Source organism: Hydrogenophaga sp. (assembly GCF_036675665.1).
Classification (GTDB): domain Bacteria; phylum Pseudomonadota; class Gammaproteobacteria; order Burkholderiales; family Burkholderiaceae_C; genus Hydrogenophaga.
Map to the genome: position 1 here is coordinate 115678 of NZ_JAKFEO010000006.1, position 25297 is coordinate 140974.

Sequence of the window (25297 nt, forward strand, 5' to 3'; positions counted from 1 at the left end):
AGTTCATCGTTGACCATGTTCGCGCCCTGTATTTCAGGCCACGAGCTGTTCAAGCTGCTGATAGGTGCTCGCTGCTGCAAAAGCCCCACCGATGAACACTTCGTCCAGAGACTCATCGGCCGCTTCGATGCGGATGTCCACCTGTCGCCCGCTCGAACTGGTCCACACACTATGGAACACCTGCGTGTTGGTGGTGTCCCGCGAGAAGTGGCCCCAGGTGCCGTTCACCGCTTGCAGATCGTCGATCAGGTCGAACGACTGGTCTGCGTTGCGGAACAACAGCTGCAACTGGCCGATATCGGCGCTGGTGTCGCGGATCACGACCTGAGTCACGTTCTCGCCGATCTCGACCGTGGCGTCGCCCGTGCCCAGGTCAATGTCCACCGAACCCGCATTGGCGCGCACGTACAGGGCCACATTGGACGTGCGCGCGTCCAATCGGGTGGTCCCGTCTTCCGGTGCCACGCCTGGCAGGTTGTGGTCGATGACCACCGTGATCTTGTCGCTGGCCAGCGCAGTGGCCACATCCGTGTCCACCACCACCTGCGTGCCCACGCCGGCAAACACCTGGCTGCTGGTTGCCGCGCTGCCCAACACCACGTTGCTGCGGCCATCGTTGGTTTCGATCGTCAGACCCGAGCGGTTCACCTGGATGTAGTCATCGCCTCCGCCGCCCTGGATTTGCTTGAGGGTGGCGTTGCTGCTGTCGATCACGATGCGGTCGGCGTAGGTCGAGCCGATCAGCTTGTCGATGTGGGTGTCGGCAAAACCCAGACCGGCCCCTGTGGTGCCTTGACCGTAGCTGAAAAACCGGTAGGTGTCGTTGGTGGTGTTGAATTGCAGGTCGACGCCTGTGGAGAGCAAGGAGAAAGCCAGGGTGTCCATGGCAAATGCGCTGCCATACACCTGCACCGACGGATTGACCGCCTGGGTGGTCATCACGTTGATCACGTTGTCATTGGTGGCGTCGAACGTGTTGTCGAAGAGGCGGGAATACTCAGCTTCGTTCGTCTTCCAGGGTCCCTTCAGGCGTTCGCCCTCCAGGTCCACGGTCATGCCCACGCTCTGGGCGTTGGTGGCGACAGCATCGACGCCCGACTCGCCCAGCCGCACCACCCCGCTGCCCAGCATCACGATGTTGTTGCCGCCGCGCAGGTCGATCAGATCGCGTCCCGTGCCCGTGGCGGCATCGATCACGACCGTGGCGTCGGAACGGTGGCTGGCGTAGCGGGTGATGAAGTCCGCCTGCCAGCTGCCCACGAACTGGCGGATGCCGTCGTAGGCGGTCAGGCCGTTGTAGGACACGCCGGTATGAATGCTCACCGCGTTCTCGGCATACGTGAAATTCACCAGGTCGCTCCCGAATCCAGACCACCCATCCTGGATGTAGCCGACGACTCTCTTGCCCTTGCTGTTGAGTTCGGGGGTGAGCGCCTGCATGAGCAGGTACTCGTCGTCCCCCGCACCACCCACAATGGCCACGCGGGCGTTGTAGACCAGGAAGCGATTGCCCGAATCGGCCGAAGAACCGCTGGTATCGATCAGCATGTTGGCCGCTCGCACCGGGTCGGTGATCAACGACAGTTGGGCCGTGGTCTCCGGGGCTATGTAATAGGTGGCCAGACCCCCAGTCAGGTTGGGCAACGCCACGGTGATCACGGCTTCGTTGCGGAAGTTGTTGGCAGCCCCGGTGATGTCGACGCTGGCGTCATAAAACCTCACGTCGGCCTGTGTGTTGGCCACGCCCTCGCTCACCTCGCTCACCACCACGCTCTTGATCACGCGGATGCCGTCGTTGATCTGATATGGGAAGTCGTCAATCCAGCCTTCAATCAGGTAAAACTGATCCTCGGCCTTGACCATCTGGGCGATTTCCAGGGCGTGCTGCGAAAGCTTCTTGTCGGTGGTCTCCAGCGCCTTCACACGTTCTGTCACCGCCTGCTCGTATTCCGCGCGCGTGAGTTCGGTGGGTGTACCGGCATGTGCCTCGTGGGCCCACCATGGCCACAACACGGTGTTGATCACCGGGATGGATTTGAAGAGATCCCGCCACCATTGTTCGTTCGCGACCTGTGCTTCCTGAGCGCGGCCCTGTTCTGTCAGCGCGTGGTAGCTGGCAGAGTCGGTGATGGCTGCAAACACTGCGGAAAAATCGATGTTGGCGGCCACCATCAGCGACAGACCGATGGGCCAGTTGGCGGATATGACGCCCAAACCCACGCCATACAGGACGGCGCTGAGGAGGCTGTTGGCCAGCGTTCCGGCAGACACGTTGGGGTCGTTGAAGCCGTAGTACAGCACCAGGTATGCGAGGGCGTCCATCAGGGGCAGGCCCATCTGCAGCCCCACATGACCCACTGCATTCAGGTAAGCCCCTTGATTGATCAAGGCCGGATTTTTGGAGAGGGCTCCGAAGGCATCAGCCAACAGGGAGGGAGCCCCGGCCAGAAAACTCACCATGCCCCGGACCATCAAATAATTGCCCATGTGATCGGGTGTATAGGCACCTTGAGCCATTTGCGCCAAACCAGCCAACATGCCAACGATATTGGCCAGAAAATAGATGCTGCCGGTTGCTTTGTTGGTCTCGCTTGAGAGATGGATGCCTTCCCGGATTTTTTCGAAAAGCTGTTCCTTGATGGATGCCCGCAACGGGAGGTCGGTGCCGTGATTCCAGAGAATTCCCGGTCCCACGAATGTGGACTGAAGAATGTTTGTCTTCGTGAAATACTCGCGAAATACCTGCCAATTGAAGGTTTGCGGCACGTCAACCCAGCCACGGTACGACGCCACGGGCACCTGCAACGCAGAGAAGAATCCCCCGGCAGCGGAAAAACCGGTGGCAGCTGCCCCCGCGAGGTATTGTTTGCGCAGCGCATCGGCCTCGGGGGAATCTCCCAGCAGCGAGTTGGCTTTTTTGATCTGCAAACCCGTATCGACCGCCTGGCTTCCCAATTGGAAGAGTATTCGGCCTAGCGACGACACCAGTCGCTGCTGTTGCAGGGCTTTTTGTGCTTGAGTGACGGCATCGTTGATCGATTTCTCGTCTGCGATTTCTGCCAGAACTTGATTTTTGAAATCGGCTTTCGCGATCGCTGGTGCTGTCAGTGCGTTGTTCAACGCGGTTTCGAAATCAACGGTTGTATCTCTGAGCATGAATTGCGACGCTTCAATGGTTTCACGGGCATGCTCCAGATAGTGAATGGTCCGCCCTCCTGCAATGTCCTGCTGCTCCAAACCATCCAAGGTTCGTTTGATCTGGATGGCGGCATTGGTGATCTCATTGCTGAAAAGATAGTCGGCCAGTCCAGCTCTTCCAAAAGGAGCGACATAGGTCTTGAGTTGATTCAGCAGCTGTTCTGCACGGAATCTGAATGCATTCAATGATTTATCGTAGGTGTCGTGCATCAGCTCTGTCACCACGCCATCCAGCATGCCATTTCGCAAAACGTCATTGGCGCGTTCGTATCGAAGGAATGCGCCCCGCATGTCATTGAGTTGCACGCGGATGGTGTCCCCCCAGTTGGCATAGATGTTGTTGGAGGCAATGTTTTGACCAATGTGAACAAGATCGTCAATGACCTGAACTTCCTCCTTGAATTGCGACAGCTCGAAATCGTCGTCTTTCAGGATGTGGTCGGACATCGTTCTCGGGGATCCCACCGGGTCTTCCAGATAGGCCAGCAGCATGTATGCCTCGGGCACCCTCACCCCTTTGCCCATCAAATTCACCATGGCCGTCGGGTTGTTGAGCGCTTCGCCCAACAACTCCTGGTACTTCGCGCCGTACTTGTTGTCGATGTACATGTCGGCGCTGAGGTAGGCACGGGCCCCCGTGGCCACGCCGTACCAACGCGCCCAGCCGCTGGTGGCCGCCGAGCTTTCGTAGTAGGCCGAGGCGGGGTGGGGCAGGGAGTCGGCGCCGCCCGTCACCGCGCCGTCGTAGGCGATGGCGTCGACCAGGCTCAGATGGCCCGACGCGATAGCGTGGGTGCGCAGGCCGATGGTTGCCACGGCTGGCAGCAAGGTGTCGCGCAGCGATGCCTGCATCACCAATTGCCCGTGCATGTCGATGCCCAGCTGTGGGTTGGGGCTGGCAAACAAGGCAGCGTAGTTGGTGTCGCCGGTTGTGGTGGTGCTCAGCAACTGCACTTCCATGGACATCTGCATTTCCCGCAGGAGGTCTATCCAGCCAGCGGCCGGGCCCGACAGCGTGACCACGGCATCGGTGAGCGTGCCATTGCCTGTACCGACCTGAGACGTCACTGCGGAGGACAGGGCTTCGGTCAGTTGCTCGGCTATCTGCTCGTCGGTGCGCGCCAGTTGTTGGCTCGCTTGTTCCCGGGTGGATTCAAACGTCTGTGCCGACATCAGCAGATGGCCATCGCGGTCCTGCACGACGGCGCCCGGATGGCTGTTCAGCCATTCGCGCTGGGCATGCGTGAGGCTTGCTGCACTCACCTTGGCGGTATCCACGGGCAGGCCCAGCGCATCGGTAAGCACGCTCAGCGTCATGCCCAGGCGGCTTTCCATGAAGTCGAGTGCCTGGGCACCGCGCACCTGCACCACCGCTGGTCCGGCGGGCAGCGCCAGTTCGGCATCTTTCAGTTCGGGGATGCCGTTGGCCAGGGCGCCAGCCAGGCGGTTGGCTGCCGTTCGCGTGAGGTAGTAGTTGCCCTGACCGTCGTCCAGCACGTTCACCGCCCGGGCTTGCAGGAGCTTGAGCTGGTCTGTCGAGAGGTTCAGCAAGTCCACCGGGCCGGTGTTCACCTGAATATCCGGGTGATGGTAGATCGCCTCCTGCAGTGCCAGGTCCGTCACGCGCACCAGATCAAGGCCCTCGCTGAGCACGAACTGGTTGAGCGCGGCGAACGACTGGGTCAGGTAGCCCGACTCGGCCTGGAGTGTCACGCGTTCCAGCGCGGCCTGCAGGCTGGCGTGCGTGGCGTCCGACACGAAGACCCGACCCAGTGGGTCCCGGGCGTAGGCGGCACCATCGTCCAGCAGGTCCAGCACCGGGTCGGTGCCGTTCAGATCGGTGCGGTGGGACAGCGTGAGCCCGGTGAGCGAGAGGGATTGCTCGAAGAGTTCCCCGTCGGCGGCGGTGCTGCGCCACCACACCTGGGTGTTGCCGTTGTCATCCACCACGCTCATGCGTTCCCAGGTGTTCTGGAACAGCGACGCAATCAGCGCGTGGCCGCGCCCTTGCACCAGGTCGCTCACCAGTTCGTAGGTGCGGGCGTCGATCCATTGGTTGCCGGCTTCGTCAGCCTGTGTGGTGTATGCGGGCGCGAATGCCAGTTGGGACAGGGACGTCAACGGGGTGGCAGGGGCGCTCAGCGTGATGCCGAGGTCTTGCAGGCAAGCCACTTCGGTGGCGTTGAGCGAGTAGCCCTTCCAGCCCGAGGCTCCGCCTGCGGGCTCCTCGGCCATCCGGTTGCCACTGAACAGCGGCATGAGCAACTCGTACCGCGCCAGATCGTCGGCGACCGAACCGGGGTTTTGCGTGAGCAAGGGCCAGTCGGCGGCGTTGGCTGCGGCTTGCGCAGGCAGCTCCAGCGAGCGGTGCGTCTCCACCGTCATCCACACCCGGTTCCGTGCATCAATGAACAGCGTGCCGTCCAGTGACTCGTGCAACGCCTTGCTGAACTCGGAGAACGTGTCGAAATGGTTGGTGGCTGTGCCGTTGGCCTTCAGTTGCGTGGTGGTGATCGGCGTGAGGCCCGCCTTCTCCAGCAGAACCTGAAAACCGGCGTTGTCGACCATCACCACACCTTGGCCTGGTGACGGCTGTGCAGCTTCCCATCTGGTTAGCAGCTGTGACCAGGTCTCGGTGGTCATCACCAGCACCTGGCTACCCGCAACGCTGGATGTGACCCGACGCACCTCACCCGGCTCGTACAACGCGTTGTAGTCGTTCTGGGTGGTGCCCATGGGGTCGGGAGGGGCGCCGATCACCTGGGCCTGCTGCATGGCGAGAACGATGGCATCGGACAAGGTCACGCTGATCACCAGCTTGCCTTCGACGACTCCGCTGGTGAGGGCCAGGCGACTGCCGAGTTGCGTTTCGCTCTGGCTCTCGAGCCAGTCGGACGCGTTGTAGATCGCCTGTCCATCGTCGAGCATGGCCAGCAGTTGCTGGTTCAGAGCGGCGCTGTGCAGCGAACGTTGTTCGACCTTCTCGACGATCTGTTCCAGGGTGGTGTTGGACATGCCGAAGCGGTTGTCGCCCAATGAAAGGATCGCTCCCGGTGTGACCAGACCGGAGCTGGAAGTGGCCACCAGCGTGGGAATGCCCAGATCCTTGAGGAACGACGTCAGGCCATAGCTCTCCACCACCTGCATGCCGTTGTCGAGCGTGGCGTTGTTCAGGCCCGCGAGCAGGTGCTGCGCGACCACTGCTGTGGACGCGGTGGTTCCCGAGAGGGCCTGCTCCAGCAATTCGTTGCGCAAGACCATGGAGATGAACGCATCCCCGCTGGCTTTCACACCATAGGCCTCCCCGTCGACCAGGCGCTGCCAGGCGGCGTCGGTCTCGCTGGCCTGGGCACTGAAGGGCTGGCCTTGCAGGTCGATCAGGCTGACCGTGGTGTTGATACCTCGGGTCGGGTCTGGACGCACCTGGACCAACTCTTCGAATGCCACGGTGTGCAGCGTGCCGTTCACGTCCTTGACCGTGACGGCGGAAATCTGGCGCAGCGACAGCGCGTCCGTGAGCGCGGTGGTGTTGGTCATCTGCACGAAAGGCAGACCGGGCGCGCCCGCGTAGGTCTGCCCGGTCAGTTGCTCGATCAGTTCGCGTTGCTGTTCGATCTGCACGGTACGCAACAGCAGATCGGCGGCCCTCACCAGTTCGAGCGCGGTGGCCTTGGTCGTCAGCAACTGGGTGCCTTGAACGGCGTACTGGCCATCGAGCACCGTGCCATTGGTGGTGGTCACCAGTTCCACCATGCTGTGAGGCAATCCGTAGTCGGCCAGCTTCAACAGCAGGACATCGAGCGCGGCGGAGGTGAAATTTCTTCCCAACAGCACCAGGGTGCCGTTGTCTGCCGGTGCGGGCTCGGAGCGCAGCAGCTGGTTGAACACGTTGATGGTGTCCTGGCGAGCCTGCTCATGGTTGGTGGTGGTGTTCTGCTGCAGGGCTCGCTTGTCGATGCTGCTGACGTCATCGACCGTGTCGAACAACGATGCCAGGGCATTGACGGTGCCGGATCGGGTGTCGAACACCTCGGTCCAGTCCAGACCGGTGGATTGCTTCAGCTGCTTCACAAGGTGGTGGCCCATCTGCTCCAGCGTCTGGGGTGACATGAGCAGATGGCCTTGCAGGTCGGAGATCACCGTGAACGGACGGTGGATGAGGCCCGTTTGCGCCGCATCGATGAGCATGGTGGGGTCGAGCACCGTCAAGGGGACGCCCTGGCTCTTCAGATAGGACAGCAAATCCCGACCCAGCAGCTGATCGAGCGTCTCGATCCGGGCATCCGGCACGGCGTGCCAATCCGCAAGGGACTGGCCCCAGTGGATGTCGGAATCCTCGAAGGAGCCGCTCAGCAATGCGGGTTGCGCGGCGGCCAACGAGAGCGCCGTGAGCACCTGAGCCAGGTGAGGGAAATGAACGGCTTCCGATGCCTCGCCGATTGTCCGAGCATGCGTCAAGCCCTTGAGTTGTGCCTGCAGCATCAACAGGGTTTGTGGCTGCATGTGCAGCGTGCCGTCGGCAGCGGTGAGGATGGTTCCGATGACCGCCTGTGATCGCGCCACCAGGTCAGCGGTGGGGTAGGGTTTCAGCGTGAACCCTTCCAGACCCACGCTGGCCAGGAGAAGGTTGCCCGCGGGCACGCTGATGAGTTGTCCCGTTCCGATGTTCAGTGTCTGGAGGGCGGTGTTGACAGCGTCCAGCCATTGAACGGCGTGGTCTTGTTGTGAATCGGTGAGCACGGCCATTTCGCCCAGGCGAACGATCACGGCGTCGCGGGTGGCAGCGTCCAGGGCCACTGTGGTGGCGTCGACGAAGGTCAGGCTGGGCGCGCCGGGCACATCGTGCAGGCGCAAGGTGTCCGCATCGAGCAGGCCCAGTCGCTGCAAGGCGTGTATCAGTGCGCCGTCAGACCAGCGCGCCACGCCGTCGATCACCGGATGGGTCACCAGGCTGTCCAGCGCCTGGGCGCGCAGGGCTTCACGGCTTTCTTCAAGGCGTTCGGTCAGCGTGATCATCAGAATCCGGTGCATGTGGTCGCTGACCCACAACCGACCCACTGCGTCGTGACCGACCACGTAGGGCGCGCTTCTCAAGGCGTCCTGTCCGCTGGCCGAGAGGGGGTCGATGACGCCCACATCCTGCAAAACGTAGTCTGAACCGATGAGCGATTGCCACTCGGCGATCGAGCCTGTGGCGCTACCTGCCGGCCATGACCACAGTTTGCTGATGGTGCCGGCCGTGAAGGTCGCATTCAGCGAGGCCGCGTTGATGAAATCGATCAAGGCGTCATGGCTGGCGACCTCATTGGTGGTGGCGCGCCAGTCGGTGGCGGCCAGTGGCGCCTGCGTGCCCTCGGGCGTCCAGCGGTCCAGCAGGGCGGCACCGCCTTGTGCGCGCACGGCTTGTTCCACAGCGGTCATCCAGCTCTGCCAGGTGGCCTGTGATACGCGGACATCGGTACCGTTGCCCACGGTCACGACGCCATGGGACGTGGAACGCGCCAGCGCATCGAGCGCGTCGCTGAAACTGTCGCTCACTTGGCCCACCACCGTGTACGCCACCCCGAAGTGGGTGAGCGTGACCAGCAGCTCGGTGGCGTTTTCGATGAGCACCGTGCCTTCCGTGGTGATGCGAAGGCCATCGCCGATCGTTTCGCGCAGTTGCCATGCGGCAGCCAGATCGCTGGACGTGGGAACAGGCCTGCCGCTCTGCACGGCGGTCACCACTTCGAGGTTCAGGCTGGCCAACTCGACGAGACGGTCCAGCGTGGTCTGGCTCGTGAGCAAGGTGCCGGGTTGTGCTGGGTCGGCCACCACCGTCATGGTGGCGGCGCTGAGCAGGGCGGGCCAGGCGCTGGCACCACCGGTGATGTTGTCCAACTCATTCACGGCCAGACCAGCGCGCAGCAGTTGCGTCGTGGAGACGGTGAGGCGCACCAGCCCGTCGGATTGCACGCTGGCGTTGTCCAGCGCCTGCAGGGCTTCGGCCATGCCCGCGGTGTTCAGCGCGAGGGTGCGGGGTGAAGTGCCGGCCGGAACCGAATCGGGGTCCAGCGTGTAGCGCGCTTCGTCGGCGGCGATGCGCTGGAGCACGGTGTCTTGGGCCAGGCGCATCAGCGTGTCGTGGCTCAACAGCGCCAGCGAGCGCTCAGGGTCGACCAGCATGGTGTCGGGCTCGGTGCCCAGACGAACCACGTCGTTGACTTCGCTCGGCGTGGCAGAGCGCAGCAGCGTGGTGGGCAATGCGATGCCGAGGGCAGCGAGTGCTTCGACGATGGACAGCGGAACGAGTGCCAAGCCCATCTGGGAGGCACCCGCGGCCGTGAGCGTGCGCAGTTGACCATCGGCATCGATCACCGAGAGGGAGTGCTGGACATCCGTGCGGGTCAGCAGGTCCACCAGACCCTCGGCCAGCGCAGCACGGCTGGCGTGGTTCTGGATCAGCAGGGTCTGGGTCAGCGCGGCATGCGCTGAACTCGTCATGAGCGCACGGCCTTGGGCATCGGCGGCCACATGCCAGACACCTGCGGGTGCCCCATTGGCCACGTCTGCCGCATCCACCAGCCGGACATCAAGACCCAGCTCGCGCAGTTCGGCCACCCAGCGGCGTGCCGAAACCTCCAGGGCCATTCCCGGCACCGCAGGCTCCTGGCCAGCGGGAATCGACACTTCGGCGGTGAGGCCCAGGGCGGGTGCCAGCGCCTGGGCGGCGGCTTTCCACAGCTGCATCACTTCGCCGGTGGGCAGCCGATCGGTCTGTTTCAGCACCTGCTCCATGGCCTGGGCGTGCACGGCCTGCGAGAGCTGCTGCGCCAGCGAAGCCGGAGCGTTCGAGGCCACGGGCACGTCGATGGGAGGCAGTTCACCCAGGCGAAGGCCGGTGTCGTGCAGCGAGCGTTCCAGCGCATGGCCCAACTGCAATGCGACCGATGCGGGCACGAGGACGTGGTCCGCTTCCAGTGCGAGTACCAGGCGAGGCTCTGATTGCACGCGAGGCGCAATCAGCAGATCGCGTTCGGCGGAGGAATAGCCCACCGCCTGGTGAATTTCAAGGCCTTGCGATGCCAGCAGATTGCCGAGCAACGGTGACAAGGCCAGTCGGACGAAGGCATGGCCGTACAAACTCTCTTGCCCAGGGGTTTCGAGTTGGGCTTGCAGGTGCAGCACGTCGCTGTGCGCAACGGAATAGGGCGCGATGGGGTTGGACAGTTGGGTCATCACCTGCAACTGCTGCTGCCAGCCCGCCAGTGTGGCCGGCGTCACCTGCCAGGTGCCGTTCGTGGGATGTGCAACAGCGGTACCGAAGCGGTCGATGTCGCTCGCCGAGCTGCTCAGACGCACGGCCAGATCGCTGCGGGTGATCGATTGCACCGTGTCCGCATCGATCGTCACCACGCCGTCAGCAGCGAGCAGGGTACCCAGGTGCCTGTGCAACTGCAGCAATGGCGATGTGACGCTGACATCGGCTTTGGCCACCTCGGTCAGCGATTGCATGAGCTGCTGCTGGGTCAAGGGCGACATGAGCAGGGTACCGTCAGCGCTCAGGCCGATGCGCCCGGGCGGCATGAGAAGCGCCACCGGGTCGTCGGTGGGTTGCAGGGAGACAAGGTCGTCTGTTGAAACGGAAACGCCAATCTTTTGCAGAAGATCCAGCAGCTCTGCGTCGCAGCGCAGCAGGCCGCTTTCGGACGGTGTTCCGCTCAGCAGGGCGAGCACCGTCCTCTCCAGGGGGGTGATTGCGCCGTCCAGTTGCTCCAGGCGCGCCGCTTCAATCTGTCGATTCAATTGCTGGTGTTGGTCTGCGCGCAACCAGACGTGACCATCCGTGGTTTGCACCCATGCCGAGCCCGATTGAGCGAGCGCGGTGGCCGGATCTCCCGACACCGACGTGATGACCGGCTCGATACCCAGGTTTCTGAGCCAGTGCGTCAACGCGGTGGCCTCGCCCAGGTCGTAGGCGAGCACCGCGTCGTCGCCCGATCCAGCGCTGTGGGTGCCGACGGGGTTCGTCATGGACTTGAGTTCGGCGTAGATGGCCTGAATGCCTTGAACCTGTGCCTGTGCCACGCGACCAAGCCACTGCGGCATGTCGGCTTGCAGCATCTCGACTTGCGTACCCTGGTTCACCGTCTGCAGCCATGGCAGTGTCGCCGGGAACTGGATGTTCTGACCCAGTGCCGCAGCGAGATCGGACACACCGAGCGTCAGGGCATCGAATGCCTGGCGGATCGAAGGACCGAAGCTGTAGATGCCGTTCTGGACAGCGGCCAGGGCAAGCGTGCTCCACATTGCTTCGGCCAAAGCCACCCGGGCTTCAAACCAGGTCAACACGCCTTCGCGCAGGTTCACCTCGCCAGCCGCGCCCGAGACGGTCTGCTCGAAGCTTTGCATCAGATCGGCATGGGCGTTTTCGAGCACGCGCATGGCTTCGCCCAGCACGCTGACCACCGTCATTTCGACCACCACAGCCTCGCTGCTTCTGCCGTCCACATCCTCCACCGAGACGGTGAAGTGGCGTGTGCCTTCGGTGGCATTGGGCGCCTGCATGTCGAACACCAGCGCGTCGAGCAACGCCTGCACGAAGCCAGGCGTGGCACCCGCGGAGAAGTTGATGGCGGTTACGCCATTGCCCTGTTCGATGCGTTCGAAGGGCAGGGGGCCTTGAGCGCTGATCGATGCCAGCCAGGCAGGGTCAAAGCCCCAGTGGTCACCATAGGCGAGCGTTCCAGTCTGGATCCAGACCGTCTTCAAGCTGGCGTCGACGCTGCTGCGATCGCTCAATTGGGCGCCATTCATCCAGGCCACGGCCTGCCCGCTCGCTTCATCGAACGTGATCGAAGCGGTGCTCAGACTCAAAGAGGGCGGGTACTGAACTTGCAAGTTCAGGTAGTTGGTCGAGGCGGCCATGGTCTGGCCGTCGTTCTCTGTCGAGCCTGAGTCCATGACGCGAAACCCGATGCGGGGATGCACGGGTGCACCCTGCAGGTTCGCGTCGGGCACGTACACCAGCTGATAGCCCTCGATGGCCTGGGCCATGATCACTTGACCGGGTTCGACGGCTTGGCCGTTGAGCAGCAATTGGCCTGATGCCGGCAATTCGGTGATCTGCACACCCGTGAAAGCATCGCCGTCGACATCGTGAAAGCCGAATCGTTCGGGGTACAGGACCAACGAGTTTGAATACAGCATCTCGACGACGCTGTCCTGACCCTCGGGCGCATCGGAAACCGGTGTGATGTCCAGCGCGAGGATCGTGGTGGCCTCCTCACTGTGGCCATCCCCACTCGTTCCGGGGTCACGGCCCAAAAGTCCCATGTCATTGATGGTGACTTGAAGATGCTTCAAGCCATTGGCATGCGCGGCGGCACTGTATGTCACGCCCAGGCTGGCCATGAACCCATTGAGTTCGTTGATGGTTCCGGTGAGCGTGAGTGACGAGGTGGCGTTGCCACCCACACCTATCCCGGGATAGCCGCTTGTGTCGACCGACAGGGTGCCGGGCTCCAACAGATCGAACCGGACCCACACCTTGCCGCGGCGGGCAGCTTCAGCGTCGGCGAAGGAAATGTTGTTGATCCGGACCGTGTGGTCTTCCAGCAGTTGAAACGGTTCATCTGGATAGAAGATCTGGGGAAGGGTGTTGAGCGGCGGCGGTAGAACCTGACCATCCAGATCTCTCTGGTTCGGTCGGAATTCGCTGTACAGGTACAGCGTCTCGGCCAGATCCCAAAACACGAAGAACAGAAAGAATGGATTGGCCTGTATCTCCGGAGCAAGTGGCTCGCTGGGGTTGACTTCATGGCTTCCGTCTTGCTGCACACCCGTCGGCGGCAACCACCGCACGATTTCCTGCCAGTGGTGCCTCAGGCTTTCGGCGGTCGGGTGCAGGGAGTCATGAAGCGATTGCCGTTGTTGTGCGGCGGCATCTTGAGCCTGCTGGCCGTTCGTGGGATCGGTTGGGTTGGTGATGGCAGACACATCGCCCAGCGCCAGCGTCAGGGGAGCGCCGATGGGCGTGCTTGCCACAACGCCGACCGACGCAGCGCCACCGGCATGGGGACCTGCCGGGTTGGTGAATCCAGCGCCCAGCTGTTCGGGTGGGAAGAGCGGAAGGCCCACCGGCACCACGGCCAACTCGATCACGCGAACGTCCTGCTCGCTGGTGTCGCTTGCGGTGAGGCCCGGATCCATGCCCGTGTTGCCCATGTCGTCCACCGTCATGGTCAGCATGCTCGTGGCGATGGGCATGTCGCGCGAGATGTGCTGGTTGAGGATGTAAGGCCCCACCACGCTGGCACGGCCTTCCACGTCCAGGGCGTCGGTTCCGTTGCCGGTGAGCGTGACGCCATCCGCTGCATCGGCCTTGAATGTGCCGACAGGGGTTGTGAACAATACCCTGACGATCGGGTCTTCCGTGCCCGAGGGGCTGAGCACCTGCATCTCCGACACGATCTCTTCAGGCTCGTAGAACTCGGACACGTACCCCACATGGTGCAGCAACGCGTCGTTTACATCAGCCATCGTGCCTCGCAGCACAACGTTGGTGGTGCCGTCGCCCTCGACTTCCACGCCACCACCCAACTGGCCTATGTGGATCGCACCGTTGGTGACCTTCAAGGTGACGCTGATCACCGACTCGCCAGAATCGACATCGCTGACGTGCAGTCCTTCGAGCAGGGTCCACGACCCTTCGTGGACGTCGATGCTCAGCGTGGGTGCGATGACCGGGGTGTCGTTGACCGGCAGCACATGGATGGTGAAGGTGCTGGCTTCGCCCTGCTGCGTCGTGCCACGGCTGTCGATGGCGCGGTAGGTGAAGGTGGCATCCCCGTTGTGGTTGAGTGCGGGCTCGAAGCTCAGCTTGTCGATGTCGGCCCGGAGAATCACTTCGTTTTCGGGGTTGATCGGCTGGCCGTCGAACAGCAATTGACCCTGCGCTGCGCTGGGCAGCGAGATGATGCGCACGGCAGACACCGTGTCACCGCTGTCGGGGTCGCTCAGGTTGTGGAACCAGTCGGCAAACAGCGCGGGTTTGAACTGGATGCGCACGGCGTCGGCGGCTGCCACGACCTGTCCCACCGCGACGGGCTGGTTGTCCAGCGTCAACGAGCCGCCAACAGGAATGCTGTCGATGCGAACGGCCGGAGAGGCAATGCCACCGACCAGGATGTCCAATGCCCGGCTCACGCCGATGCGGACCTGGTTGTCTTCGTTCATCACCGCTTCGGCGTTGACGCCCATGGGGGCTTCGTTGATGTCGGCGATCTCCACGGTGAAGGAAATTTCCTGGAACAACCCGCCGGTGTCGGTCACGCGCGCCTTCAGGGGGATGCTGCCCACGGCCTCGTGGTCGAGCACCGCGCCCGGGGCCACCGACACCACGCCGGTGTTGGCGTTCACCACAAAGCGGCCACCGCCGTCCTCCACCAGCGAATAGGTCAGGGTGTCGCCAGCGTCGACGTCGCTGGAGCGCAGTCCGGTCACCACCGTGCCGGCTGCGCTGTTTTCGCTCAAGCTGAGCGTTGCGGCACTGAACAGCGGGGTGGAGCTGGCGGGTGTGGCCACGCCGTTGCTCCAGGTGAGAGCGCCGTTCCACACCTGCACGTCGTGAATGCTGCCCTTGAAATAGCCCCAGCTGATGCCACCGACTTCGGTGGGTGGGTGCAGCAGATGGTTGCTCTGCAGACCGGTGGCCACCAGTTGGCCGTTCACATGCAGAGCGGGCCGGTTGTCGATCACGTTGACGGCCACATGGGTGTTGGCGCCGACGGTGCCGCTCCAGGTCAGCAGCGGTGAGAGCAGATTGCCGGTGTGCTGGTACACGGAAATACCGTTGCTGCCCACGGACAGGCCCAGGCCCGCGTGTTGGGTGCTGCCCCAGACCGCCTGGCCCTGCAACGGCGACAAGGCGTAGTGCTGGCCGTTGGTGCCGACCGTGCCGCTGAGACTTTGGGCGTGCAGCGTGATGTTTTCCAGCGGGCTGACGTTCAGCGCGAAGCTGAAGTCCCGCGAGGCCGCCAGAGGCGTGCCGGTGATCACGGAGGCGCTGTCGCCGTTGAAGATGCGTCCGAGAACGAGCGCTTCAGGGGCATCGTTTTTTCCTCCCACGGTCACCGCGAGGGTAGAAGTGCTGGTCAGGCCCGCCGCATCGATGAGGGTGTAGGTGAAGCTTTCCTGCAGCGTGTCTTCAGGCCGGCGCAGGGCTTGCACCTGTGCGTTGGACTGGTCCACGTTGTATTGGTAGGAGCCGTCTTCGTTGAGCGTCAGCGTGCCGTACTGGCCTCGCAGCGCCTGGTCGACGCCGCTCTGGTAGAGGCGCACGTTGTCGATGCGTGGTCCGCCGGTGTCGTTCTCCGAGGCGAGCTCGGCCAGACGCAGGCTGTCGTTGCCCAGCGCCGTGACCTGGAAGCTTGCCGTGGTCCATCCGCTGCCGTCGACTTGCGCCGAGCCGACCAGTTGGTCGTTCCAGTACACCTCCACCGTTGTGCCGTTGTAGCCCGCGCGCGGAGCCAGGTCGAACTGCAGTTCGTAGGTCCTGCCCACCTGCGTGGCAATGTTGCTCTGGCGCAGGCTGTCGAGCGCGGTCCACGCATCGAGGTCGACCGACACCCGACCGTCACTGGCGGTGTCGTCGCGGGAGAACTTGATGTTGGTGGCGCCGCCATTGGTCCAGTGCGGCATGGCGCTTGTCAGGAGTGAACCCTCGGCGGAGCCAGGGGCCTGCTCGAAGCTGCCGTTGCGGATCAGGTTCACCTGCGTGCGCGCCTGGCTCACGCGGACGTTCCCGGGGGCGTCGTCAACATCTGTACCGGCGTCGATCACATGGCCGGTGGGATCGATTCCGGGCGTGGAGTTGTGCACTCCACCGGCTTCGACGGCGATGACCACCTCGGTCAGGGCCACGGGCGCGTCGTCTCGGCCTTCGATGCGGATGGTCAGCGTGCCCGTCTGGGTCGCGCCGTCCACATCGGCGACCTGGTAGGTGATGGTCTCGGTGAGTGTGTCCAGGCTGGTGCGCAGCGCCTCCACCGCGGGGTTGGACTGGTTCACCACATAGCTGTACGTGCCGTCTTCGTCGATCGTCAGGGTGCCGTAGTTGAGCGCCTGCTGCGTGCTCAGGGCCAGAGGAGTTCCCTGGTACAGCACGCGGCTCACGCGCAGGTCTTCGCCACTCTCGGCGTCGGTGTCGTTGTGCAGCAGGTTGCCGCTGGGGTTGTGTCCCGGGGTCCCGTTGTGCACGCCGCCCGCTTCAACCGCGATCACAAACTCCGAGGTCACCTGGGGCGCATGGTTGAGGCCGCGCACGGTCACCACCAGTTGGGCGGTTGCGGTCAATCCGGCGCTGTCGGACACAACGTAGCTGAAGCGGTCTTCCAGGGTGTCGCTCGGCGTCTTCAAGCCCTTGACTGCCGCGTGGCTGGCGTTGACTTCATAGACATAGCTGCCGTCTGCCTTCAGCAGCAGCGTGCCGTAGGCCCCGGTGATCGTGGTGCCGGCGGGACCGCCATTGCCGAGCGGGCTCTCGGAGAGCACCTCGGTCACGACGTGGTGGTCACCCGCGTCGGAGGCCGGGTCGTTGGCGAAGACGTTGCCTGAAGACGCCGTCTCCGCGCCGTCCACCAGCGTTTGCCCCGCAGTGTGCGCGGGCAGCAGGGTGTCCATGGCGGTGAAGGTGTGGTCACCCAGGTCGATGCGGTACACCTTTCCTGCGGTGTCATCCACCGCGTACAAGGTGTAGTCGCCATCGGCCATCAGCAAGGACAGATTCGACAGGCCGCCGTGCGTTGGCAAGCCGGTCATGGCCACGCCGTGCTGGCCGGTGACCAGGTCGTAACGCATGAGGTCGCCGAAGACGGTGGTCCAGTACAGGGCGCCGTTGACATGGGCCACATCGGCATGGGACGAGACGCTGGAGTTCACGCTGACCAGCGAGGTGGCCGCGCCGGTGGTGGCGCTGATGCGAAAGAGGTTGCCGACGCTGTTCACGCCGTACAGATGTCCGTCGGGTGCGGCGGCCAGCCCGGTCATCTGCTGGTTGCCCGAGGTGCTCAAGCTGCCGATCGCCAGGCAGTGGCCGGTGGCGGGATCGAGCCGGTACAGCGTGTCGGCGCTGACGGCGAAGTACAGGCCCTCGGCGGTGCGGGTCAAGGCCCCAATGGGCTCGTTCGCAGTGGCAACGAAGCTGCGCTGGCCACCCAGGCCGTCGAGCCACCACAGGCCATGGTCCTGGTCCACCATCAGCGTCAGGAAGCCGCGCGACGCCACGGCCGAGTCGTTGGCCAGCATGGGCGCTTCGTTGACGTCACCGATCGTCACCGTGAAGTTGTGCAGCACCGACTGGTTGGCCAGATCGGTCGCGCGCACGGTGAGCGTCAGCTCGTGCGCCGTTTCATGATCGAACACCGCGCCCGGCGCCACGCGCACCTCTCCTGTGGTGGCGTCGATCTGGAAGCGCCCTTGAGCGTCGCTGGTGAGTGCATAGGTCAACACCTCGTTGTTGTCGACATCGCGCGCGCGCACCGTGGTCACCACGGTGCCCTCGGCCGCGTCTTCCGGTATGCGGACCTGCAGCAGGGTCAAGGCGGGCGTTGCGCTGTCGGACAGGCTGGGGTCGAGCGCGCGCACGGCCACGTCGGCGGCCGACAGAGCTCCGTGCCACACCACGAAATCGCTGATGCTTCCGTCGAAGTAGCCCCAGTTGTTGCCGCCGACCCCGGTGGGCGGATGCACCAGCTTGTTGCTCTGCAGGCCGGTGGCCACGAGCGTGCCGTTGAGGTAGAGGGAAGGGCGGTTGTCGTTGAACACCACCGCCACATGGGTGTTGGCGTTGACGGTTCCGCTCCACGTGAGCAGCGAAGACAACAAGCCGCCTGTGTGCTGGTACACCGAAATGCCGTTCGTGCCCACCGAGAGACCCACGCCCACATGCTCGACGCTGCCCCAGGTGGTCTGGCCGTGCAGCGGCGTGACAGCGAATTCCTGCCCGCTGGTGCCGGCCACGTCGGTGAGGCTTTGCGCCTTGAGAACAATGCCGTTCGAAGGCGAAACGCGCAGTTCAAAGGCGAAATCGCGGCTCACGCCCAGAGGTGTCGGGTCGGCCACCACGGAGGCCGCGGTGCCGTCGAAATGCTGGCCCACGGCGATGCCGAAGGGCGTGTCGTCTTGACCCTTGATGATGATGTTCAGGGTACTGGTGCTGCTGGCACCCGCTGCATCCTGGACCGTGTAGCTGAAGGTGTCGGTCACCGAGAAGCTGTCGTTGCGCAGGCCCTGCACCACGGCGTTGTTCTCATCGACCACATAAACGTAGGAGCCATCGGACTGCAATGTCAGGGCGCCATAGGCACCCTCGAGACGGGTGCCTGGCCCGGCGCTCAAGCCTTCGTGGGCGAAGGCGGAGACGGACATCGCGACGGAGCCGGGATCCGGGTCGATGTCGTTGGAAAGCACATTGCCCGTCGCGTTCTGCCCGAGCGTGCTGTTGTTCACCCCACCGGCCTCCGTGGCCACGCCGGTGTCTTCGGCTGCCAGGGGGGCGTCGTTGGTGGCGGTGATGTTGATCTGGGTGGTGACGGGGACTTGCCATGCCCCTGCGCTGTTCTGGGCCTGGATGACGATTTCACGGGACGATGCGATGGCCTCGTCGGCAAAAAAGCCGATTGCCTTCAGGGCGGTTTGCCAATCGGCATCCGGCATGGGCCGTCCGTCCGTGCGCAGATAGATCGATGGGGCTGCGAGGGCGTTCAGCGTGGACGGCACGGCAATCGCAGGTCCGTTCTGGGTCAGGCTGACGATGATGCCGGCAGGCATGGCTCCGATCACCCACTCGTCTTCCCCGTGGGCCTGGGTGAGGCTGATGCGGATGTGCCGGATGTTGTCGGTGTTCACGGACGAACTGCCGCTGCCCACGCGGACATCGGAAGACACGATGCCGATCGCTGGATCGTCCTCTCGGTAGCTGGTGATGTAGTTTTGTCCGGCGACTGAAGAGCCGTTGAGATCGATGGCCATGTTGAATCCTTTTGTATTGAATCTGGACAAACCAGGACCGGCTGGTTGTCCGAACAAAAGGAGATCAGGCGCTGCGGTATGGGCAATGCGACGGGTGTTGTACCGGTCTTTTGTTGCCCGCGTTCCCCCCTGAACATGACGCTTGCCGACGCGCGGATCGCCGCTTGAAAAAGCGAACATCCGACGGTCTGTGGAGCCGATGCGCGTCCGCTTGGCAGGCGGGAAAGCGCTTCAACTCACGAAGCGAGTGTCATGAGGAAGACAAACTGGACAAATACTTTATTTGTACTAATTCGATGACGAATCATCGAATTTTTTGATGGAGCATCACCAGAGTTCGGAGATTCTTTGGTGAACCCGCCCCGCGGCCCACGCGTCGTTGGCTGCGTACACCAGTTGCGCCTCGCTCAGGTGCGGGTTGGCCCAGTTGGAGGTGGCGGCCTTCTTCGATTTGAGAAAACGCCGGTTGAACAACACCGCTACCGCGCCCTTGACGCCCATGTCCTTGCGATAGCCGCGTTGGCGAAAGAGGGTGTTGAGCTCCAGCACGGCTGCCGGCTCCACATTGAGTTTGGAGACGATGCGTTTGGTGTCGTCGCCCAGGCCAAAGCCTGCCTTGGTGTACCTGGCATCGGCCAGCAAGGCCGCCACCTGATCGCGGCACGCCGGGTCGTGCAACTGGAACACCCAGGCGCGCTGCTGGGTGGCGAGCTGCACGATGTGCGGCCCGTCGGAGACCTGATCCTTGAAGAAGGTGGGTTTGGACTCGGTGTCGAAGCCCCAGACCGCGTTGTCGGTCAACTCGGCGCAGGCTTCGCGCGCCTGCGCGGCGGTGTTCACCAGCACGATGCGGTCCAGCCCGAGGCGTTCAAAGGGTTCGAGCAGAGCGATTTCGTCCTTGCTGGGCGTGGGGTGTTGTTCGCGCGGTGTCATGTGCGGCTCAGGATACCCCGGCGCGCATAATCGCGCCCTTCGTCCCCTGACACGCGCCGCACGCGCTCGACCGCCATGAGAAAAATCTTTGCCTTGACCCAAGAGGGCCTTCACCGCGACCGCGTGCTCGAAGCCGTCAAACACGAGATCCGCAAGTACCTCAAGCGCGAACGCCGCCGTGACCTGCCCGAAGGTGCCGATTTCCTGGACTTCGACTGCCGCTTCGGTGCGACCAGGGAGACCGCCGAGGTGGTGCATCTCGCGGCCCTGATGGGCCAGCTCGACGCGATCGCGAAAGAGGGCGGCGAGCAGGCCTATGTGGAAATCCTGGCCAAACCCGGCGTGCGCAGACCGAGGACCGAAGCTGACCGCGACCATCCGGCACAATCGTCCGATGCCCCAGACGACACTGCCCCCGACGCCGAAGAACCCGCTGATTGAAGGGGTGAGCGAAGCGCCCCCTGAGGGCGAGTTCCTCAAGTTTCCCGGCTCGCCGTTCGAGCTGTTTTTGCCGTACCCGCCCGCGGGCGACCAGCCCGAGGCGATCCGCCAGCTGGTGGAGGGCGTGAACGACGGCGAGGTGTTCCAGACCCTGCTGGGTGTGACCGGTTCGGGCAAGACCTTCACCATGGCCAACGTGATCGCGCGGCTGGGCCGCCCGGCCATCGTGTTCGCGCCCAACAAGACGCTGGCCGCCCAGCTCTACAGCGAGTTCCGCGAGTTCTTCCCGAAGAACGCGGTCGAGTACTTCGTCAGCTACTACGACTACTACCAGCCCGAGGCGTATGTGCCGCAGCGCGACCTGTTCATCGAGAAGGACAGCGCGATCAACGAGCACATCGAACAGATGCGCCTCTCCTGCACCAAGAGCATCCTGGAGCGGCGCGACGTGGTGATCGTGGCCACCGTCTCGGCCATCTACGGCATCGGCAAGCCCGAGAGCTATCACCAGATGGTGATGCTGCTGCGCGTGGGCGACAAGGTGGGCCAGCGCGACCTGATTGCGCAACTGGTGCGCATGCAATACGCGCGCAACGAACAGGACTTCTCGCGCGGCAAGTTCCGCGTGCGCGGCGACACCATCGATGTGTTTCCGGCCGAACACTCCGAAATGGCGATCCGCATCGAGCTGTTCGACGACGAGGTGGAGACCCTGCAGTTGTTCGACCCACTCACCGGCAAAGTGCGGCAGAAGATCCCGCGTTTCACCGTCTACCCCAGCAGCCACTACGTGACGCCACGCGAGCAGGTGCTCAGCGCGGTCGAGGCGATCAAGCTGGAGCTGGCCGAGCGCCTGAAGCAGTTGGTGGGCGAAGGCAAGCTGGTGGAAGCCCAGCGGCTGGAGCAGCGCACCCGCTTCGACCTGGAGATGTTGAGCGAAGTGGGCCACTGCAAGGGCATCGAGAACTATTCGCGCCACCTGGCCGGCAGTGCGCCCGGCGAACCGCCATCCACATTGACCGACTACCTGCCCAAGGACGCGATGATGTTCCTGGACGAGAGCCACGTGCTCATGGGCCAGTTCGGCGGCATGTACAACGGCGACCGTGCACGCAAGACCACTCTGGTGGAGTACGGCTTTCGCCTGCCCAGCGCGCTGGACAACCGCCCGCTCAAGCTCGACGAGTTCGAGCAGCGCATGCGCCAGGTGGTGTTCGTCTCGGCCACTCCGGCCGACTATGAAAAAACCCATTCCGGCCAGGTGGTCGAACAACTGGTGCGCCCCACGGGCCTGGTCGACCCGGAACTGGAGGTGCGCCCGGCCACCCACCAGGTGGATGACGTGCTGCAGGAGATCCGCATCCGCGTCGAGAAAAACGAACGCGTGTTGATCACCACGCTGACCAAGCGCATGGCCGAGCAGCTCACCGACTACCTGACCGAGAACGGCGTGAAGGTGCGTTACCTGCACAGCGACGTGGACACGGTCGAGCGGGTGGAGATCCTGCGCGACCTGCGCCTGGGCGCGTTCGACGTGCTGGTCGGCATCAACCTGTTGCGCGAGGGCCTGGACATACCCGAGGTCTCGCTGGTGGCGATCCTGGACGCCGACAAGGAAGGCTTCCTGCGTTCCGAGCGCAGCCTGATCCAGACCATCGGGCGCGCCGCGCGCAACCTCAATGGCCGCGCCATCCTCTACGCCGACCGCATCACCGAGTCGATGAAGAAGGCGATGGACGAGACCAACCGCCGCCGCACCAAACAGGTGGCTCACAACCTGGCCATGGGCATCGAGCCGCGCAGCATCAACAAGCGCATCAAGGACTTGATCGATGGTGTCTACAGCGAGAAGGCGGGCAAGGAGGCCGACCGCCTGGCCGCCGAGAGCGCGCACCGCGCCAGCATCGACGAGATGAGCGAGAAGGACGTGGCGCGCGAGATCAAGCGGCTGGAAAAGCTCATGCTGGAACACGCGCGCAACCTCGAATTCGAGAATGCGGCCAGCGTGCGCGACCAGTTGGGCCGACTCAAGGCCTCGGTGTTCGGGGCGCCTGGCATGGACAACATCGCCTGACAGGTTGGCCACCCGAGTTGGGCTGGACTGTGCTACGGGCAGTAGGCTGCAGTTTTTTATCGGTTTTGGCTGAACGATTTGGCCGGAACGCAAATCAGATCAAGCGCGTCCAAGCTCGAAAGCGACCGAGCAGTCTTGTTTTGATCTTTTCGGTCGAAGGCTTATTTGTCTTAGACAAAAATGGCTCTTGACTTAAGATGCCGAGCGAATCACTGGGCTTTTACGCTATACTCGACGAAAACAGTCGGGAAAGCCTTCGATGAAGCGACCAGCAATGGTCAGGGTGGGCGGAGAAGGGGTTCAAGGGGTGGCAAACCTGTTGAACCGGTTAACGACGGTCAAGCCAACATTTAAAGGAGCTTGAAAATGCGCCTCACGACCAAGGGCCGCTTTGCGGTCACAGCCATGATTGATCTGGCCCTGCGCCAGAACAACGGACCTGTCACGCTCGCGGCCATCAGCCAGCGGCAGCAGATCTCGTTGTCTTACCTTGAGCAGTTGTTCGGCAAGCTGCGTCGCCACGAACTGGTCGAATCGACCCGTGGGCCGGGCGGTGGCTATACCCTGGGCCGCAAGGCATCCGAGATCACCGTGGCCGACATCATCGTGTCGGTGGACGAGCCGATCGACGCCACGCAATGCGGCGGCAAGGAAAACTGTATGGGCGAAGGGCACCGCTGCATGACCCACGAGCTGTGGGCCGCGCTGAACACCAAGATGGTGGACTTCCTCGATTCCGTGTCCCTGCAGTCGCTGGTGGATGAACAACTCGCCAAAGGCGTGGTGGTGGAAAACGCGCCCATGATCAAGCGCGCCATTTCCAGCGCGCCGGTGGTCAAGCCCATTCGCGTGAACGCGCCCAACTCGGTGTTCGCACTGGGTGGAGCGGCGTTCTCCAAATGAGCCTGATCGGCCCGGAGCGCTGCTCCGGGCAGGTCCAAGGTCGGCGTCAGCCAGTACCGGCAACATTTCTCATTCGACCCCCCACAGATCCGCACAAAGACAGCCCGCCATGAGCACTCCTCACTTCCCCATCTACATGGACTACAGCGCCACCAACCCCTGCGACCCGCGGGTGGTGGACGCCATGATTCCCTGGTTGCGCGAGCACTTCGGCAACCCGGCATCGCGCAGCCACGCCTGGGGTTGGGAAGCCGAAAAGGCCGTGGAGACCGCACGTGAGCAGGTGGCCGCATTGATCAACGCCGACCCGCGTGAAATCGTCTGGACCAGCGGCGCGACCGAGTCGAACAACCTCGCGCTCAAGGGCGCGGCGCATTTCTACAAGACCAAGGGCAAGCACCTCATCACGGTCAAGACCGAACACAAGGCGGTGCTCGACACCTGCCGCGAACTGGAGCGCCAAGGGTTTGAGGTGACCTATATGGACGTGCAGGCCGATGGTTTGCTCGACCTGGAGGCCTTCAAGGCCGCGATCCGCCCGGACACCATCATGGCCTCGGTCATGTTCGTGAACAACGAGATCGGCGTGATCCAGGACATCGCCGCCATCGGCGCGATTTGCCGTGAGAAGGGCGTGATCTTCCACGTGGACGCGGCGCAAGCCACCGGCCGCGTCGACATCGACCTGCAGACACTGCCGGTCGACCTGATGAGCCTGACCTCGCACAAGACCTACGGCCCCAAGGGCATTGGAGCCTTGTATGTGCGCCGCAAGCCACGCATCCGCATCGAGGCGCAGATGCACGGCGGTGGCCACGAGCGTGGCATGCGTTCGGGCACGCTGCCCACCCACCAGTGCGTGGGCATGGGCGAGGCCTACCGCATTGCCAAGGCCGAGATGCACGAGGAGAACCAGCGCATCAAGGCCCTGCACGACCGCATGGTCGCAGGCCTGAAAGATGTGGAAGAGGTCTTCATCAACGGCCACGAAACGAAGCGTGTGCCGCACAACCTCAACATGAGCTTCAACTACGTTGAAGGCGAGTCGCTGATCATGGGCATCAAGGGTCTGGCGGTGTCGTCGGGCTCGGCCTGCACCTCGGCCAGCCTGGAGCCCAGCTATGTGCTGCGCGCCCTGGGCCGCAGCGACGAACTGGCGCACAGCAGCCTGCGCATGACCATCGGTCGCTGGACGACCGAGGAAGAGATCGACTACGCGATTGCGACGATCAAGGAAAATGTTGCAAAGCTTCGCGAACTCTCTCCGCTGTGGGAAATGTTCAAAGACGGTATTGACCTGTCCACCATCCAGTGGGCAGCACACTGAAGGAGAAAGATCATGGCTTACTCGGAAAAAGTGGTTGACCACTACGAAAACCCCCGCAATGTGGGCTCGTTCGAAAAGGGCGACGACAGCGTCGGCACCGGCATGGTGGGCGCGCCCGCTTGCGGCGACGTGATGAAGCTGCAGATCAAGGTCAACCCGAGCACGGGCGTGATTGAAGACGCGCGCTTCAAGACCTACGGCTGCGGCTCGGCCATTGCTTCGTCCTCGCTCGTGACCGAATGGGTCAAGGGCAAGACGCTTGACCAGGCCGCCGCGCTCAAGAACAGCGAGATCGCCGAAGAGCTGGCCTTGCCGCCGGTGAAGATCCACTGCTCCATCCTGGCCGAAGACGCCATCAAGGCCGCGGTGGACGACTACCGCAAGAAGCACCTCAACTGAGCTGCAGGCGC

The 25297-nt window shown here is 63.3% G+C and carries 7 protein-coding genes; 5 read left to right on the forward strand and 2 right to left on the reverse strand.

The features are described 5' to 3' along the window. Positions 1–33: 33 nt before the first annotated feature. Positions 34–19209 (reverse strand): VCBS domain-containing protein, encoded by a 19176-nt coding sequence (locus V6M63_RS01060; protein WP_332738604.1) that lies wholly within the window; start codon positions 19207–19209, stop codon positions 34–36. A 327-nt stretch (positions 19210–19536) separates the two neighbouring features. After that, positions 19537–20142 carry a 3'-5' exonuclease gene (locus V6M63_RS01065; protein WP_332738606.1) on the reverse strand — a complete coding sequence of 202 codons (606 nt, stop codon included), beginning with the start codon at positions 20140–20142 and terminating at the stop codon, positions 19537–19539. 75 nt (positions 20143–20217) lie between these two features. Here V6M63_RS01065 and V6M63_RS01070 point away from each other — a divergent pair, with 75 nt between their 5' ends. The 5 genes from V6M63_RS01070 to iscU all read left to right on the forward strand — a co-directional run bounded on the left by V6M63_RS01070 (position 20218) and on the right by iscU (position 25286). Further along, the gene (locus V6M63_RS01070; protein ID WP_332738608.1) at positions 20218–20583 is read left to right on the forward strand and encodes a DUF6172 family protein; all 366 of its coding nucleotides are present in this window, start codon (positions 20218–20220) and stop codon (positions 20581–20583) included. Further along, a complete protein-coding gene (uvrB, locus tag V6M63_RS01075; RefSeq protein WP_332738610.1) occupies positions 20537–22657 on the forward strand; it encodes an excinuclease ABC subunit UvrB in 2121 nt (706 codons plus the stop codon). The genes V6M63_RS01070 and uvrB overlap by 47 nt, the downstream gene beginning before the upstream one ends. Positions 22658–23023: 366 nt before the next feature. Next, complete coding sequence (gene iscR / locus V6M63_RS01080; protein WP_056276648.1) at positions 23024–23560, forward strand: Fe-S cluster assembly transcriptional regulator IscR; 537 nt, start codon at positions 23024–23026, stop codon at positions 23558–23560. Between the two features lie 109 nt (positions 23561–23669). Continuing rightward, positions 23670–24887, forward strand: a complete 1218-nt coding sequence (locus tag V6M63_RS01085) for an IscS subfamily cysteine desulfurase (protein ID WP_332738613.1) — start codon at positions 23670–23672, stop codon at positions 24885–24887. Between the two features lie 12 nt (positions 24888–24899). Beyond that, positions 24900–25286, forward strand: a complete 387-nt coding sequence (gene iscU, locus V6M63_RS01090) for a Fe-S cluster assembly scaffold IscU (RefSeq protein ID WP_332738615.1) — start codon at positions 24900–24902, stop codon at positions 25284–25286. Positions 25287–25297: the final 11 nt, after the last annotated feature.